Origin of the sequence: Pontibacter korlensis (genome assembly GCF_000973725.1) — a bacterium.
GTDB classification, from domain to species: Bacteria; Bacteroidota; Bacteroidia; order Cytophagales; family Hymenobacteraceae; genus Pontibacter; species Pontibacter korlensis.
The window spans coordinates 489815-503862 of the sequence record NZ_CP009621.1 but is presented as its reverse complement, the minus strand read 5'-3'; the positions used below and the strand labels follow the sequence as shown (position 1 = coordinate 503862).

Here is a 14048-nt window from a genome sequence, read left to right as displayed (position 1 = left end):
TCCTACAACTTTACTTCTTCTACAACCTGCTGCAAATAAGCTGGCCCATATAATAGCCTGCTGCCGTACCAGCTGAACATTTCCCCGTCTACCACTTTGATTGTTGCCTGAGGGCATATTTCCTGAAACTCCTGGATGTGCCTCTCCTTGAAAGGGTAGGGCTCCGACGATAAAAGTATGAGCTGCGGATTGGCTTGCTGCAGTTGCTCTGGAGAAACCTCGGGATAGCGCTCCAGGTTGGCAAAAGCATTAACAAAGCCGCAACGCTGCAGCATATGGTCGATGATGTTGTGGCTACCCACAGCCATGTAAGGCTTGCGCCAGATGAAGTAGGCCGTTTTTATACTTGGCTGCACCGGTTGTAGCTGCGCAAAGCCAGACTTTATACTTGCTGTGAGTTCTGCTGCTTTTGCCTCTGTTGCTGTGAGTTGACCCACCTGCCGAAGCATCTCCAACGCATCTTCTAAAGTATAAATGTCGCTCATCCACACCTTATACTTCTGTTGCAGTTGCGCTATACCTTCTTTGTAGTTCTCTTCCTTGTTGCCGATGATCAGGTCAGGCTGCAAGGCATCTATCACATCAAACTTGAAATTCTTGGTGCCGCCAACCTTGGTCTTCTGCTTTACCTGCTCCTTAGGGTGAATGCAAAACTTTGTAACGCCCACTACACGATCGGCTAAGCCTAAGTTGAATAGGAGCTCGGTTTGTGAGGGTACTAATGATATGATGCGTTGAGGGCTTTGCTCCAGTTCTATGCTGTGGCCCATCTGGTCGGTAAAAGTCACTTTATGTTTTGGTTTTAAGCTACCTGAACATACGCAGTATCAGTCTAAAAACAAAAAACCTCACAGGCCTTTGGCGCTGCGAGGTTTTAACTCGGCTAAAAGTTATGCTTTAGCTCAGGTAACGGAAATCCTGCTTGTCCTGAATTTTGAGTATAGTTTCGTAAATCATCTTAATCACGTTTTCCACGTCGTCCTTGTGCACAGTCTCTACAGTAGTGTGCATATATTTAAGTGGAAGCGAGATAAGTGCGGAGGCCACACCAGCATTAGAGTAGGCAAAAGCGTCAGTGTCAGTACCTGTTGCACGTGAAACAGCAGCACGTTGGAACGGGATTTCCTTCTCCTGAGCCGTACGGATGATCAGGTCGCGCACATTGTTCTGTACTGCCGGACCATAGGCGATAACAGGGCCTTTGCCACAGTGAATGTCGCCGCTGGACTTCTTATCGTACATCGGCGACTGGGTGTCGTGGGTTACGTCGGTGATGATGGCAACATCTGGCTTAATGCGGTGAGCGATCATCTCGGCACCACGCAGACCAATCTCTTCCTGCACAGCGTTTACGATGTACAAGCCGAACGGCAGTTGGTTACCGTTTTCCTTCAGCATACGCGCCACCTCAGCTATCATGAAGCCACCGATGCGGTTGTCCAGTGCACGGCCAACATAGTAGCGGTCGTTCAAAACGGTAAACTCATCCTCAAAGGTAGCCACGCAGCCTACGTGTATACCCATGGCTTCTACTTCCTCGCGGTTGCTGGCACCGCAGTCCAGGAATACGGTGTCGATAGTTGGTGCTTTGTCGTTCTCTACCTTGCGCACGTGTATGGCTGGCCAGCCAAAAACAGCCTTTACAATTCCCTTGGCTGTATAGATGTTTACGCGCTTGGATGGTGCTATCAGGGCGTCAGAGCCACCGTTGCGTCTCAGGTAAATGTATCCCTCCGGAGTGATGTAGTTCACAAACCAGCTGATCTCATCGGCATGTGCTTCTATCACCACTTTGTACTCTGCCTGCGGGTTTACAACGCCTACTACACTGCCGTATGTATCTACAAAATATTCGTCTATGTATGGTTTTATATACTCCAGCCACAGCTTCTGCCCCTCTGATTCAAAACCAGTAGGAGAGGAATTATTCAAGTACTTCTGAAGGAAGTCAAATGATTCTTGTCTCATTGTTTGTTAGGTGTTTGGTTAGATAGGAAGCAACCCTGTGCCATATACTCCCCCATTTTGGTACAAGGTTGCAGGTACTGTTTATGTAAATTTAAAGCGGAATGTTACCGTGCTTCTTGCGCGGCAGCGTTACAGCCTTGTTCTCCAGCATCTTAAAGGCTTTGATCAATTTAGCGCGCGTTTCTGAAGGCATAATTACCTCGTCGATAAAGCCACGGTGAGCAGCGCGGTAAGGCGTGGCGAATTTCTCCTTGTACTCTTGTACTTTCTCAGCCAGTTTAGCCTCCGGATCTTCGGCAGCGGCAATCTCGCGTTTGAAAATAATCTCGGCAGCGCCTTGGGCACCCATCACGGCAATCTCTGCTGTTGGCCAGGCATAGTTCATGTCGGCACCAATGTGTTTGGAGTTCATTACATCGTAAGCACCTCCGTAGGCTTTGCGTGTAATTACTGTAATGCGCGGAACAGTGGCCTCACAGAAAGCATAAAGTAGCTTAGCCCCGTTCGTGATAATGCCACGCCACTCCTGGTCAGTGCCTGGCAGAAAGCCTGGTACGTCTTCCAGAACAAGAAGCGGTACATTAAAGCTGTCGCAGAAGCGCACGAAGCGGGCTGCCTTGGTGCTGGCGTTAATATCGAGTACACCAGCAAGTACGGCAGGCTGGTTACCCACAATACCAATGCTGCGGCCACCTAGCCGGGCAAAGCCGACTACAATGTTCTCCCCAAAGTTCTTGTGCACTTCAAAGAAAGAGTCCTGGTCAATAATTCCCTCAATCACCTCACGGATATCGTAAGGCTGGTTCGGGTTCTCCGGTACGATCGTATCGAGTACTTCACGGGTTTCGTCAGCCTGAGCTTCATATGGCAGCGATGGTGGCAGCTCTTCGCAGTTCTGCGGAATATAGCTTAAAAGCTTTTTGATGTAGGTGATGCACTCCACCTCATTGGCGCAGGAGAAGTGTGTCACACCGCTCTTGGTGCTGTGGGTGCTGGCACCGCCCAATTCCTCGGAAGTCACCTCTTCGTGAGTTACCGTTTTTACCACGTTAGGGCCAGTAACAAACATATAAGAAGTATCTTCCACCATCATGATAAAATCTGTAATGGCCGGAGAGTATACTGCACCACCGGCACATGGGCCCATAATGGCCGATATTTGTGGTATTACGCCTGAGGCAAGTGTGTTACGGTAGAAGATATCTGCATAACCACCAAGCGACACCACACCCTCCTGGATACGGGCACCGCCAGAGTCATTCAGGCCAATTACCGGAGCGCCGTTTTTCATGGCCAGCTCCATGATCTTCACGATCTTCTCAGCATGTGTTTCAGACAGGGAGCCCCCAAGTACAGTAAAGTCCTGTGAGAAAACATAGACCAGGCGGCCATTGATGGTGCCATAACCTGTCACCACGCCGTCACCCAGGTAGTACTGCTTGTCCAGTCCGAAATCCTTGGAGCGGTGCATTACAAACTTACCTATCTCTTCAAAGGAGCCTTCATCAATCAGCAGGTGAATTCGCTCGCGGGCGGTCAGTTTTCCTTTTTTGTGCTGAGCCTCAATTCTATCCTGGCCACCGCCAAGTAAGGCTTCGGCATTTTTGCGCTCTAGGGTTTCGATCTGGGCCTGTCTGATTTCTCCTGCCATATTTAGGGTATAAAAATATCTACAGTTCTAAATGATTAGTTTCCTCAAATTTATGAAGTCTGCTGCTAAAAACGGTACGATTGTAGCATTTTTTGAATATGAGACTAAGCAGGTGCCATGGCGGCACAGGATAGAAAAATAACAGGTTTCCTGTTGCCATGGTTGGATTGTGCCTGCCAAGTAAAGCCTGGAGTCTTGTGTATTTAGGTACAGCGGAGGCTATGGTGTGGGTATTGTGTTTGTCAAATTATCCTGTGGCCGTTCTTAATTAGCTGCAGATGTGTTATTTTTGGATCCTTAAAAGCTGGCAGCGGAACCTAAACTCTTATCCCTGCCTTTACTTACATTATGGCCAACGAAGTCAATAACCCAAGATCTAAAAGAAAGCGGAAAGAGAAGAGCAAACTGGTGCCGAGCCTGATTGCGCTGGGGATGTTCCTGTTTGTGAGCTTCTCCTACTACGCTTACCAAATTATGTACACCGCAAACGTGGATACCAAGGAGCAGGACGTGTATGTGCTTATCCCGACAGGTGCTACCTACGAGCAAGCCATGGATTCTGTGGAAGCAAGCGGCGTGATTATAGACAAGCTGTCCCTGCGCTTTATGTCAAAGCTGATGGACTATGATAAGCTGGTGAAGCCAGGCCGTTACAAGCTAGAGAATGGCTGGAATAACCGCCAGTTGATTGGAGTGCTGCGCCTGGGAGAGCAAACCCCGGTGAGCTTAACTTTTAGCAACGTGCGCCTGCGTAGCCAACTAGCAGCAAAACTGGCCTCTGAGGTAGAAGCAAGCGAGGAAGAACTGGACAGCTTGCTGAACGACCAGGAGTACCTGAAGACCTTTGGCTTCGATACGACCAACATCGTGAGCATGTTTATCCCGAACACCTACGAAGTATACTGGACCACTACAGCTCCTGAACTGATGGAGCGCATGAAGGCTGAGTATGACAAGTTCTGGACCCCGGAGCGTAAGGCGAAGGCTGAGAAGTTAGGGCTTACGCAGCAGCAGGTGTCTACGCTGGCTTCTATCGTACAGGCTGAAACACTGAAAAGCGACGAGAAACCTCGTGTGGCCGGTGTTTACCTGAACCGCCTTGAAAAAGGAATGCTCCTGCAGGCTGACCCAACTGTGGTGTTTGCTGTAGGGGATTTTACTATACGCCGGGTACTAAACAGGCACCTTACGCACGACTCACCATACAACACTTACAAGTATAAAGGATTGCCTCCGGGGCCTATCAACGTGCCGGTTATCTCCAGCATTGATGCTGTGTTGAACCCGGAAGAGCATAACTATATTTACTTTTGCGCCAAGGAAGATTTCTCAGGTTACCACGCTTTTGCTACAACTGTAGCCGAGCACCAGGCCAATGCACGCCGTTTCCACCGTGCTCTGAATGCGCGCAATATCATGAAGTAAAGACTTACAAGAGAAGAGCCTGCTGTACTGTAATTAGTGTGGCAGGCTCTTTTTTTATACTTTCGTATAATCTTCTCAAACCATAAAACTACGCTGCAGTGTTTGAATCAGAAATACAGCTACGAGTGCGTTATGCCGAAACAGACCAGATGGGCTATGTGTACCATGGTAATTATGCTGCCTACTTTGAGGTAACCCGCACCGAAGTGTTCCGACGCCTGGGAATAGAGTATAAGGAGATGGAAGCTACCGGTACCATGATGCCGGTGCTGGAGCTGAAGACCAAGTTTATTCGCCCTGCCAAGTATGATGACCTGCTTACCATCAAGTTGTTTGTTAAAAGCAAACCCCATGGCTCTCGTATAAAATTTGAGTATGAAGTGTATAATGAGAAGGAAACACTGCTTACCATTGGCGAAACCATGATGGTGTTCGTGAACATGAAAACCGGCCGCCCAACAGAGGTACCCGCACTCATACACGAAAAGTTAGACCCATATTTTAGTTAATGAGGCTGAATCAGCAATACCTGAAGCGCCGTCGTGCCTACCGAAAGTTCATCGTTTTCCTGAAACGGTGGCGCTTTAATGATGGCAGGTCTTCGGTGTATGATGTGGCTGATGTGTTGATAGGGGAGCTAAGGCTGGATTCCATCACCAAGCGAGCCTCCTATATGGCTTTCAACTTTACGCTGGCTACATTTCCGTCCATCATCTTCCTGTTTACGCTCATCCCTTACATCCCAAGTATACTTTCTTTGGACCTGGGCGAGAGTATACTCGACTTTTTGGCCGATTTCATGCCCGAGGAGATGTATTCGGCGGCCTATGGTACTATTGAGGATATTGTGAACAAGCCACGAGGGGGACTGCTTTCCTTCGGTTTCCTGTTTGCATGGGTGCTCTCCACCAACGGCATTATGTCGCTAATGGACGCTTTTGATAAGAAGTACCACACCTTCTACAAGCGCGGCTATATCCGGAAACGACTGATTGCTACTGCACTAACAATTGTGTTAAGTATGATTCTGCTGCTGGCGGTATCAGCGATATTCTTTGGCCAGTGGATAATAGATGTACTGGTGTTTTATGAGGTTGTTACCGAGAGCTACACCTACACTTTGCTGGTAATCCTAAAGTATATTGCTGTTATCCTGCTCTTCCTGCTGGCTACGTCGCTCATTTATTACTTTGTGCCGGCTATTGAGGATAAGTGGCCTTTCTTCTCGGCGGGTGCTGTGGTGGCTACAGGGCTCATATTTGTGGTGACAATGGGCTTCTCGCTCTACATAAGCGCTTTCGATACTTATAATAAATTCTATGGCTCTATCGGCGCTTTGATCGGTCTGATGATCTGGCTAGATTTTGTCTCCATGATACTTATTCTGGGCTTCGAAATAAATGTAAGTATAGATACCGTGACCAAACGCCTGGTACGTACCCCAACCAGCCATTCTGGGAAAATGGCGAGTGCCGCCAAAGTATAAGCCATTTACTATACTCACCTGTTTTATACTTAACTTGCTCTGGTGCAGTACTTGTGGTGCTGCGTTTGCTGGATAAAAGCTATAAAACAAAACGGGTATGGGCCTTTTCAAAAACCTGTCGTTACAGCAGCTCTTACGTGGAGCGTCTGCTTCCTTTCTAAACTACCCGCTGGTGCTGCTATCTGCCTTTATAGGCACGGCGGCAGCTATTACCCTTACCGAGTTAGACTATGATCAGAGGCAGGAGCATCTGCACCTGGAAAGACTGGTGCAGGTAAGCTCCCTAGGCCTGATCCTGTTCTTTACACTGGAGCTGCTGGTAAGCAAGTATAAGCTGGACCTGAAATGGCGGGCAATACTGTGGCTAACAGGGCTGGTACTGCTGCTGTTTTACTATTGGTCTTTGCCCGTTGATGTAGAACCCAGGCAGTGGCTTCGTTATCTCATGCTGGTAGTGGCACTGCACCTTGCCGCCTCCTATGCTATGTTTTTGAACAGGCGCGAAGAAAATGCTTTCTGGCAGTTCAATAAGGTGCTTTTCCTTCGCATCTTAACCTCCGTACTTTACTCAGGGGCACTTTTTCTGGGGTTGGTTATAGCTGTAGCGGCTGTAGAGAACCTCTTTTCAGTTGATGTAGATAATGAGTTTTACTCCCAGCTCTGGCTGTTTATGGTGGGCGTGTTTAACACCTGGTTTTTCCTGGCTGGGGTACCTACTAATGTGCAGGAGCTGGAGGAGGCACATACTTACCCAAGAGGGCTAAAGGTGTTTACCCAGTTTGTTCTCTTACCACTGGTTACGCTGTACCTGGTTATCCTGTATACTTACTTCGGTAAAATAGTAGTGCAGTGGGAGTGGCCGGAAGGTTGGGTCTCGGTCCTGGTGCTGTGCTTCTCCATTGCGGGCATACTCTCGCTGTTGCTTATTCACCCAATCCGTTTGGAGGAGAGCAACACCTGGATGCGTACTTTCTCCAGATGGTTTTACCGTGCGCTTTTCCCGTTGATTATACTTTTAGCGCTGGCCATTTGGAGGCGTGTGTCGGAGTATGGCGTAACCGAAGAGCGATACATCGTGATGGCCCTGGCACTGTGGCTGTTTATGACAGCACTGTACTTCCTTTTCAGCCGGCAGAAGAACATCAAGTTTGTACCCGTTACGCTTAGCGTCGTAGCCCTAATGGCCGCCTACGGACCATTTAGTGCCTTTCAGGTGTCGGAGTGGAGCCAGGTAAACAGGCTGGAAAAATTGCTGCAAGAGAGCGGAGTGCTGGTAAACGGGCAAGTACAGCGGCAGCACCCACAAGTAAGCGAGGAAGTAGAGCAGGAGGTAAGTTCTATTACAGATTACCTGGCCCGCTACCACAACCTGGAGGTGCTGCAGCCTTGGTTTGAGGTAAACCTAAGCGACTCCCTTTCCGCTGCCACAGACTCGCTTACCAACCATTGGCAACGGAGCTTTGCCGCCCGCGATAAGGTGTTGGAACTGATGAGGCTGGAGTTTAAAACTCGTCTTGCACCTGCACTGGAGCGCCATTTTTATTTTACCTCGCAGCCGTTTGGGGGTGGGGAGGCCGTTTATACTATCAATGGGTATGCTTATGCCGTACAATTCAGCCTTCGAACATACGAGGGAGGTGTGGATAAGAGATCGTACAAGTTGGGCAGCTCACCTTTTATTGTGTACTTGAAAGAAGGAACCACCATACTATACTTCCAGTTTGAGCAGGAAACACTGTCACTCGACCTTTTGCCTATCATCAAGAAGCTGGAGCGAAGGCAACAGGAAAAGTATAAGCCAGAGGAAATAACCTACATTGTGCAGGGGAAAAAAGTGCAGCTAAAAGTAGCCTTGACGGAACTGAGTGGCTTTGAAAAAGAGGGGTACCGTATACAGAGCATGCAGGCGAATATTTTTGTGAAGCTGCAGGAGTAATTTTTGTATTTGATGATCAGGAGGTTGTGTGTGATGATCTAAAAAGTGAAGAAAAATTTTGCCGTATCGTTTGGTAAAATCAATCAGAGCCCATACTTTTGTACACGAATTAAGACAGAGAGTTGGCGGAGTGGTCGAACGCGGCGGTCTTGAAAACCGTTGACTGTAACAGGTCCGGGGGTTCGAATCCCTCACTCTCTGCAAAGCCTGCAAATTTTTATTTGCAGGCTTTTTTGTTTTTACCAGGCTCCTAAATTTTGTACCTTTTCCTATACTTTAGGTGAGTTGTCCGGTGAGTTCCTTAAAATCCACAATTTTCTCACCGAATAGAGGTGTAACTGGTTGATAAACAAGGTGTACGGAAACTGTGCATCTTGACTGCGGTTGACTGCAAGGCTACTTTTGTTTAACCTTTTAAGTCACCGTTATGAGCATCAATTTCAGTCTCCTCTTTTACCTGAAGAAACCGAAGAACTACCAAACAGGCCCCGTGCCGATCTACCTGCGTGTCACTGTGGCCGGCAAGCGGGCTGAGTTAACCACAAGCAGGTCTGTTGAGCCAGAGAGGTGGATTTCCTCCGCGGGTCGCGCCATAGGCACCAAGGCAGCGGCCCTGGTCGGGGATGGGTTTGCCCCCGGCACCCTGGAGCGCTACACCACTTCACTCAAGCACACGCAGGAGTTTATGAAGTGGAAGTACGGGGTGGAGGACATGGAGATCAGTGAGATAAACCATGCCTTTGTCTCCGACTATGAATTCTACCTGCGCAGCGTACGCAAGTGCTCCAACAACACTGCCGTCAAGTACATCAAGAACTTCGGCAAGATCATCCGCATCTGCCTGGCCAACGGGTGGATTTCCTCAGATCCCTTCGCAAACTATAAATCCAAGGTAAAGACAGTGGAGCGGGTGTTCCTCTCAGAGGACGAGCTGCAGCGGCTGGCGGAAAAGGAGTTTCCTACAGAACGCCTGGCGCAGGTGCGGGACATCTTCCTGTTCAGCTGCTTCACGGGCCTTGCCTATGTGGACGTGCAGAAGCTGAGGCACACGGACATACAAAAGGGTATTGACGGGGAGCAGTGGATATTCAAGCAGAGACAGAAAACGGACACGCCCTCCCGGATTCCCCTGCTGCCAACAGCGCTCAGTATCATCAATAAGTACAGACTGCACCCGCAGTGCCTTCATGAAGGGAGGGTGCTGCCGGTGCCGAGCAACCAGAAGATGAACGCTTACTTGAAGGAGATCGCCGCCCTTTGCGGGATTTAAAAGCAGATGACCTTCCACACCGCCCGCCACACCTTCGCCACCGCCGTCAAGCTGCTCAACGGGGTGCCGATGGAGAGAGTCTCGAAGATGCTGGGCCATACCAACCTGAGGATTACTCAGCACTACGCCAAGATACTCGATGTGAAGGTGGGGGAGGACATGCAGCGGCTAAGGGACAGATTGATGTCGAAGGAGGAAAAGTAGCAAAATATTATTGCTTCATTACAAATCGGGTAAAGTTATAACTGTACACACATCCTCTACCCATAGGCAGTAGGATTTGCGACCTTGAAACTTCATTTGGTTTACATAACATGTGTTATAGTTGCCTAAATCCTACGATATTAAGCACTCTGTTCACTAATTTCAACCATTCCTCTTACGTTACTTTTAAGCAGTAGCGTATAGCCTCTGTCTGCAACAAATACTTCCCCTGTGGGCTAATCATCTTAAAAGATAAGTTATTGTTTATTATTGAATAGTGATAAGAAGAGCAGAGTCTTCCTTTTTTGGGAAGAAGGCGGGTGTCTAAATTAGCGCCATTGCTGAAAAGCGCCATACGACCCAAGCTATAAACGAACTTATGTTTAAAATGTTGTACCAGTGCAGAGTTCCTGCCCTCTGCCACGCCTTTAGTCTATCTGCTCCATGCGCTCCGGCCTCTATGGACACCGTCTTTGACCATCCTGTAGCCAAGGTCACCAACTACACCTATCAGCCTTTGGTAGGCATAATGTTCCACACCGACCCCGACGGGCACACGCCCCATTTCAAATACGCCCGCCTCGTCCTTCGCCGCCTTCAGGCGGCGAAGGACGAGGCGGGCGGTGTGCTGCAGAGCTATGAGTACTACTACAGAAAATAACCACCCGATACACCCTTACATATGACGAACTTATACCGAATAAAGCTTTCTAAAGCTGCATGCATGAGAACGCTAATCCTGTTCTGCCTGCTGCTCCTCATCGGACAGTCCCACGCACAGACAGTACCAAATGTTGTAAATGTAAAAACCCCGGAAGTCAGTGCTTTGAATCGATTCGTAGAAACTCCAGTCTCGACTTTCACTGGAGTGCCTAACATCAGCATACCGCTCTATGAGATATCCATTAAGGACGTGACAGTGCCCATCTCCCTGAACTACCATGCCGGCGGTATCCGTGTAGACCAAGAGGCCACCTGGGTTGGTCTTGGATGGAGCCTCTCCTATGGCGGGCAGGTTACCCGGGTGGTAAAAGGAGAGCCTGATGAGGAATATTACCTATCGGAGACGAATTATGGAAACACTGTTTCCTACTATTTGAGCCTGCCTAATATCAATGAAGACCCTTACCTAAATCTTCGGAAAGATTACATAAGATCAGCTAAGTACGGAAATAGAGACTATATGCCTGATGAATTTTACTATTCTGTCCCGGGCACCTCAGGAAAGTTTATGTATAGTCAGCACATGAATAAGTTCATTACCTTTCCCAAGGAAGACGTCGATATTGCTTATGACAAAGTGAACGGCAAAATTGACCAGTTTGCCTTAAGGCTTCCAAGTGGGGCACTCGTTGAACTTGGGAAAGACGGTAAGATATCTCTAATGGATATGGCTACGGCTTCCGAGACAGTGGATAATGGTTGGCAGATTGTGAGAGTGTCAAACTCCTTCAATCAGAGCATTGACTTTGCCTATGACCGGTTTGACTATGTCTCCTCAAAGCTTTCAGGGCAAAAGTACACGTATTTGGAGAGTAATGGGTATAGCGAGGAGGTTTTCCACTCAAACCTTAAATACTATGACTCAAGAATAAAGACTATTACTTTTCCCAGTGGTACAGTCAGCTTCATAACCGTTCCTCGCGAAGATATGCCCACCCAAGCGCTAAGTGATATCGAGGTTAGGGATAAGAATGGGGTGTTAGTACGCAAGGTTGTTTTTAACTATAGCTATTTTCAAGGCAGTGCTTTTGAGGGGCCACACATGAACACGAACGCAGACTACAGGCATAAGAGACTTCGCCTGGATTCTGTCTCCGTCACCGGTACTGGCGCTGCTCCTCTCGTATACAGGTTCGATTACCATAACGAGGGCCCTCTGCCGAGTAAATACTCCTATGCACAAGACCACTGGGGCTACTTCAACGGAATCAACAATCAAACTTTCATTCCCAATGTTGCTCCGGAGATGCTTAGTGGAGGTGACAGGAGGGTTCAACCTGAGAAGAGCAAGGCCTTTGTGCTGAAAAGCATCCAATACCCGGAGGGAGGAAAAACTGAGTTTGTGTACGGGAGTAACCTTGCGGGGCTTCTGCATGAGTTTCCCAGAGAGTTGTTGGATGATTACCAGGACAATAGTTTTAAGGACACACTTGCATCCATGTACATCAGCGGCCATTCCAGGGATAACTTCTATCCTGAGCCCAATGAAGTACAGGGCAACACGAGGTACTTTAGGAAACGCTTTACGATCTCCAATGGATATAAATACATAGGACTAGGATGGTCTTGTTATACAGACTTCGGCATCAATGATGAAGAGCTTTCCTACCTGCAGAACGATGTTGAGTTCCGTCTCGAGCGCATAAACCCAACTGACAACAGTAGGGAGTTGATAAAGAATTTCTTTATCACTGACCGCAGCTACCCTTACAAGCGCACCGGGTCAAACTCAGACCCGATTATGCTCTACAACGGCGAGTATGAAATGATCATTAAGATGACCCAGTATGACGCCTCAGGAACACCAGTAAATGACCAGCGGCACAGTACTAATTTCACAATCCGCTGGAGGGAGCTTAAGGAAGATTTCATACACGTAGGAGGCTTGCGTGTGGATAGTATAAACTACTACAACTATGACGGGGCTTTGGCTAGGCAAAAGGCATTTAGTTACATTACTCCAGGCACATCAAGTTCTTCAGGCCGTGTGACTGCTTTGCCAAAGTACCATCATAGACATATAAAAGTAGTAACTCCAGGATGGGATCCTGACTTTGCCTACTGGGGGTTCACTGTGCAGTCAAATTCCATTTTGCCTCTGGAGACGACAGCGGGTGCTTATAGTGTGTATGAGTACGTTGACGAGAAGGACATAGACTTTCTTTCTCCCAACAAGCCCTTGCTAAGGACTTCTTACGTCTACTCATTTGCCCGGCCTTTCTTTAGTGAATACTACCGGGGACAACAGAGAGGACTGTATGAGCCACAGGAATGGTTAAGGGGCAAGTTATTAAGGAAAAAGTTATTTAAGGGGGAGGATGTAGTGCAAGAAGAAACATATACTTACTATGATAACTCTCCCCACCTTGCCATTTCGTCAGATGAGGATTATGTTGAGGAAATCAATACGGACATGATCAGCCATCAGGAGGATCAAATTCGTATTGATAGCTCCCCCGCTGACTTTTTTGATGGTGTTAATAATACCGGCTATGTTGGATGGTATTATGGGGTTGATAATTATCAGGTAAGCAGGGCTAATCCTGAAGGACATTACATTTATTACCCCAAGCAGCTTCCTTACTACAAGCGTTACACCGGTTTCGATAAGCCAAGAAGCAGGACGGTTACAACCTACGATGATGCTGGCAACAGCGTGACGGAGAGGGAGGAGTACTTCTATGAGCGCACCCCGAAGCTTCACCAGCTGACCCGCCAAGAGACGACGGACAGCAAAGGGGGTATTCTAGAGAGCAGGCTCAAGTATCCGGTAGACTTCACCGGAACGGCTCCTTACGATGCGATGCAGCAGCAGGGGATGCTCTCGCCTGTGGTTGAGGAGGCAAGCTACCGGGACGGGGTGCTGTTAGAGGCGAACAAAACCGTCTATGGAAGCTGGGGAGAGGGTGTCTTCGCGCCGGCCTTGACAGAGCGGATTATTAATGGGACACCGCCCCAGCCACTACTTCGCTTCCACGGCTACGATAGGGAAGGCAACCCGCTGGATGTCTCCAAGGATAAAGGCCCTCACGTTACCTACCTCTGGTCCTACCGCAGGGTGCACCCTGTCGCCCAGATAGTCAATGCCTCCTACGCAGAAGTTGAGGCTGCGCTAGGGGGCATGGCGGCCGTTGAGGCCTTGGCTACCAGTACCACACCCTCCCAGGCGCAGTTGGACCAGCTCAACGGGTTGCGCTCCCAGCTGCCTGGCGCTATGGTCACCACCTACACTTATGTGCCTTTAGTGGGCATGACCACCCAGACCGATCCTAACGGGCGCACGACCCATTATGAGTACGACGGTATTGGTCGCCTTCAAGCGGTGAAGGATGATGCGGGTAATGTATTGAAAAGCTACGAGTACAACTACAGGAAATAACCACCG

The 14048-nt window shown here is 48.6% G+C and carries 11 protein-coding genes and 1 tRNA gene; 9 read left to right on the top strand and 3 right to left on the bottom strand.

From position 1 onward, the window contains the following. Positions 1-2 precede the first annotated feature (2 nt). The 3 genes from PKOR_RS02020 to PKOR_RS02010 form a co-directional block, all read right to left on the bottom strand. Positions 3-770: a helical backbone metal receptor gene (locus PKOR_RS02020; RefSeq protein ID WP_046308844.1), complete on the bottom strand. Its 768-nt coding sequence runs from the start codon at positions 768-770 to the stop codon at positions 3-5. A gap of 127 nt (positions 771-897) precedes the next feature. After that, on the bottom strand, positions 898-1968 hold the full coding sequence (locus PKOR_RS02015) for a M42 family metallopeptidase (protein ID WP_046308843.1): 1071 nt from the start codon (positions 1966-1968) through the stop codon (positions 898-900). Positions 1969-2059: 91 nt separating this feature from the next. Continuing rightward, positions 2060-3619: an acyl-CoA carboxylase subunit beta gene (locus PKOR_RS02010; RefSeq protein ID WP_046308842.1), complete on the bottom strand. Its 1560-nt coding sequence runs from the start codon at positions 3617-3619 to the stop codon at positions 2060-2062. 348 nt (positions 3620-3967) lie between these two features. Between PKOR_RS02010 and mltG the strand changes: the two genes are divergently transcribed. From mltG to PKOR_RS01970, 9 genes are all read left to right on the top strand, one after another. Next, positions 3968-5044 carry an endolytic transglycosylase MltG gene (gene mltG / locus PKOR_RS02005; protein WP_046308841.1) on the top strand — a complete coding sequence of 359 codons (1077 nt, stop codon included), beginning with the start codon at positions 3968-3970 and terminating at the stop codon, positions 5042-5044. A 98-nt stretch (positions 5045-5142) separates the two neighbouring features. After that, positions 5143-5553 (top strand): acyl-CoA thioesterase, encoded by a 411-nt coding sequence (locus PKOR_RS02000; RefSeq protein ID WP_046308839.1) that lies wholly within the window; start codon positions 5143-5145, stop codon positions 5551-5553. Further along, positions 5553-6530 carry a YihY/virulence factor BrkB family protein gene (locus tag PKOR_RS01995; protein WP_046308838.1) on the top strand — a complete coding sequence of 326 codons (978 nt, stop codon included), beginning with the start codon at positions 5553-5555 and terminating at the stop codon, positions 6528-6530. The genes PKOR_RS02000 and PKOR_RS01995 overlap by 1 nt, the downstream gene beginning before the upstream one ends. 97 nt (positions 6531-6627) lie before the next feature. Beyond that, entirely contained in the window at positions 6628-8466 is a 1839-nt protein-coding gene (locus tag PKOR_RS01990) for a DUF4153 domain-containing protein (protein WP_052738675.1), read from the top strand. Between the two features lie 116 nt (positions 8467-8582). Further along, positions 8583-8667 (top strand) — tRNA-Ser (locus PKOR_RS01985). A gap of 226 nt (positions 8668-8893) precedes the next feature. Continuing rightward, positions 8894-9736, top strand: coding sequence for a site-specific integrase (locus tag PKOR_RS01980; RefSeq protein ID WP_338047510.1), 843 nt, complete (start codon positions 8894-8896; stop codon positions 9734-9736). 6 nt (positions 9737-9742) lie between these two features. Beyond that, the gene (locus PKOR_RS25960) at positions 9743-9940 is read left to right on the top strand and encodes a tyrosine-type recombinase/integrase (protein WP_338047509.1); all 198 of its coding nucleotides are present in this window, start codon (positions 9743-9745) and stop codon (positions 9938-9940) included. Between the two features lie 460 nt (positions 9941-10400). Next, complete coding sequence (locus PKOR_RS01975; protein WP_046308837.1) at positions 10401-10601, top strand: hypothetical protein; 201 nt, start codon at positions 10401-10403, stop codon at positions 10599-10601. Between the two features lie 63 nt (positions 10602-10664). After that, positions 10665-14042, top strand: a complete 3378-nt coding sequence (locus tag PKOR_RS01970; RefSeq protein WP_046308836.1) for an RHS repeat protein — start codon at positions 10665-10667, stop codon at positions 14040-14042. The last annotated feature ends 6 nt before the right edge of the window (positions 14043-14048 follow it).

What these genes read in the sequence shown, in the direction of transcription:
- PKOR_RS01990 (WP_052738675.1), top strand. Translation starts at nt 6,628, where the DNA reads ATGGGCCTTTTCAAAAACCTGTCGTTACAGCAGCTCTTACGTGGAGCG.
- PKOR_RS01995 (WP_046308838.1), top strand. Translation starts at nt 5,553, where the DNA reads ATGAGGCTGAATCAGCAATACCTGAAGCGCCGTCGTGCCTACCGAAAG.
- PKOR_RS25960 (WP_338047509.1), top strand. Translation starts at nt 9,743, where the DNA reads ATGACCTTCCACACCGCCCGCCACACCTTCGCCACCGCCGTCAAGCTG.
- PKOR_RS01980 (WP_338047510.1), top strand. Translation starts at nt 8,894, where the DNA reads ATGAGCATCAATTTCAGTCTCCTCTTTTACCTGAAGAAACCGAAGAAC.
- PKOR_RS02020 (WP_046308844.1), bottom strand. Translation starts at nt 770, where the DNA reads ATGGGCCACAGCATAGAACTGGAGCAAAGCCCTCAACGCATCATATCA.
- PKOR_RS01970 (WP_046308836.1), top strand. Translation starts at nt 10,665, where the DNA reads ATGAGAACGCTAATCCTGTTCTGCCTGCTGCTCCTCATCGGACAGTCC.
- PKOR_RS01975 (WP_046308837.1), top strand. Translation starts at nt 10,401, where the DNA reads ATGGACACCGTCTTTGACCATCCTGTAGCCAAGGTCACCAACTACACC.
- PKOR_RS02015 (WP_046308843.1), bottom strand. Translation starts at nt 1,968, where the DNA reads ATGAGACAAGAATCATTTGACTTCCTTCAGAAGTACTTGAATAATTCC.
- PKOR_RS02010 (WP_046308842.1), bottom strand. Translation starts at nt 3,619, where the DNA reads ATGGCAGGAGAAATCAGACAGGCCCAGATCGAAACCCTAGAGCGCAAA.
- mltG (WP_046308841.1), top strand. Translation starts at nt 3,968, where the DNA reads ATGGCCAACGAAGTCAATAACCCAAGATCTAAAAGAAAGCGGAAAGAG.